General features: G+C 54.2%; 2 protein-coding genes. One reads left to right on the top strand and one right to left on the bottom strand.

Going from position 1 to position 2,223, the window contains the following annotated elements:
- Positions 1 to 161 precede the first annotated feature (161 nt).
- Positions 162 to 1,118, bottom strand: a complete 957-nt coding sequence (locus RSSM_RS03330; protein WP_044300874.1) for an SDR family oxidoreductase — start codon at positions 1,116 to 1,118, stop codon at positions 162 to 164.
- 241 nt (positions 1,119 to 1,359) lie between these two features.
- Between RSSM_RS03330 and RSSM_RS03325 the strand changes: the two genes are divergently transcribed.
- Positions 1,360 to 2,025 carry a TetR/AcrR family transcriptional regulator gene (locus RSSM_RS03325; RefSeq protein WP_008674479.1) on the top strand — a complete coding sequence of 222 codons (666 nt, stop codon included), beginning with the start codon at positions 1,360 to 1,362 and terminating at the stop codon, positions 2,023 to 2,025.
- Positions 2,026 to 2,223: the final 198 nt, after the last annotated feature.

Here is a 2,223-nt window from a genome sequence, read left to right as displayed (position 1 = left end):
GCCAAGACTTTCGCTACGGTCTCGACGCGAATTTCTAGCTGCAGCGGTACTTGTTTACCCGGCGGGAATTTGATTCTGCCGAGTCTGGCTGCGGGCTCGGACACGTCAGATGCCGAGATGCTCTGAAACCGACTGACGGAACACGCTCACATCCTCACCCATTACGCAACCGAAAGATTCCATTCGAAACCGGTTTCTTTCTCCGACAGTTTCCAAAGCCGTTCCATCACTTGTTTCTCGTACGCATAAGGTTGCAACGTTCCTTTGCCAACAGGACCGACCATCTCCATGCGGCCTGTCGGACCGTAGAACGCCCGCTCTTCGAGACCAACTTCGGTCGCACACATCACCTCCGGATAAGCTCCCTTTTCAGCCGATTGCACCATCGGTGATAGGGACATGAGTTTGAACGCAATCCGCGTCATTGCGTTGCCGCTGGTCGTGATAAGGGATGTCTTCGACGATCCAGGGTGACAGACATAGACTTTGGCGTCCTTGCCTGTCGAATCCAACCGATCCTGCAACTCATAGGCAAACATCATCTGGGCCAGTTTGCTGTGGCAGTAAGTCTTGTTCTGGTGATAGTTCTTGTCCCAGTTCATGTCGTCGAACTGGATTGTTTTCAGTCCCATCTTGTAGCCCAGGCTGCTGACCACCACGATCCGTCCCTTCGATTGCTCGATACGTTCGTAGAGCAGTCCGCACAGGAGGAAGTGCCCGTAGTGGTTCGTGCCGAGTTGGCTTTCAAAGCCGTCAACGGTGAACTGTTGAGTTGGCACCTGCGCGATAGCCGCGTTGCAAATGAGTGCATCGATTTGCGGAACCGTCTGTAAAATCTCGGTCGCCGCTTCACGGACGCTGGCGAGCGAGGCAAGGTCCATGCGTACGAAAGACACATCGACGTCGGTTCCGAATTCTTGTTTCAACTTCGCGATGGCAGCGGTAGATTTGTCGGGGCTGCGATTGAGCATGACGACCTTCGCGCCCTTGGAGAGAAGGATTCGGCTGGCTTCAAACCCCGCGCCGGAGTTAGCCCCAGTCAGCAGGTACGTCTTGCCAATGAGGGAACCGAGACGCTCCGGAGTCCAACCGTTTGGCCCAATTGTTGTATCTGCCATTGCCATGAACCTTTCTGTTTTTGCTGACCATTGCTGGTTGACGAAGTCCGCGAGACCTCAGGGATACATCCCCGAACGATGCCCTATGCAGCGATGCTCGACATCAAACTCTGCTGCTAAAGATTTCTCCGGATATTCTTTTTAGCGACCGACGGTCGGATATTAGTCGACCACCGGTATCTATTTAGGCGACCAGTGGTATACTGTCAATGGAGTTCGAAAGATCTTTCTGAAAAGGCAGATGGTGAACAAGAAGAAAACGTGGAAACGAGCACGAAAACCGGAGCAGAAAGCTGAACGGATCGACGCGATTCTAGAGGCGGCCGGTGTGCTGCTGGACGAGCAGGGCTTAGAAGGCACAGGCCTGAATGCGATCGCCCGGCAAGCCGGTTTGTCCAAGCCGAATCTTTATGTCTACTTCGAGAGCCGGGAGGCCATTTTGTTGCGGCTCCTGCTCAAGGAGTCGGTAGCTTGGGCAAAGTCGTTCAAGCGACGCCTCGATCAGATCGAGAGGGTCGGCGATGTCGATGCGGTCGCGGACGCGTTTGCCGCTTCACTCGCACGTCGCCGCAGGTTCTGCACGCTCTCGGCGTCACTGGCATCCGTTTTCGAGCACAACGTCGGCCCAGAAACCATCGCCCAGTTCAAACGTGAGTTTCTCACGATCGTGCAGCCCTGTGTGTCGGCCTTGTCCGAAGCGTTACCAGACCTCAGCGATGAAGAATCCTCGCGGGCGATGGCGATGCTCGTCATGTCAGCAACCGGAATGTGGGCTCACTGCCATCCGTCGGAATCGGTGCAGATTGTTTACAAACAACCCGAGTTCGAGCACATCAAATTTGATTTCAAGGAAACGGTTTCAGAATTGGCCGGTTGTTTCCTGCAAGGAATTTTGACGCGGACGTAGAACCGATCCGAAAGCCTCGAGAAACCATGAGAGCGTTATCAAAAAGGATTTCGCCGATGTCGGCAGTCTTCGGGGGCTGAGTTCTGGTGTTTCCAACTACGGGATCGAACGTCTCAAATTTGAAATCCACAACGGTAGCGAAACTCGCCAAGAGTTTCGGCATGCTCTGTGAAACGCCGAAAGTCTTGGCGGGCTGTT

The organism is Aporhodopirellula sallentina SM41 (assembly GCF_000346505.1).
Lineage (GTDB): Bacteria > Planctomycetota > Planctomycetia > Pirellulales > Pirellulaceae > Rhodopirellula > Rhodopirellula sallentina.
Note: the sequence above shows the minus strand (reverse complement) of the source record. Positions and strands in the feature narration are given on the sequence as shown.

Excerpts from the sequence above, each read along its gene's own strand:
- RSSM_RS03330 (WP_044300874.1), bottom strand. The coding sequence starts at position 1,118 with ATGGCAGATACAACAATTGGGCCAAACGGTTGGACTCCGGAGCGTCTC.
- RSSM_RS03325 (WP_008674479.1), top strand. The coding sequence starts at position 1,360 with ATGGTGAACAAGAAGAAAACGTGGAAACGAGCACGAAAACCGGAGCAG.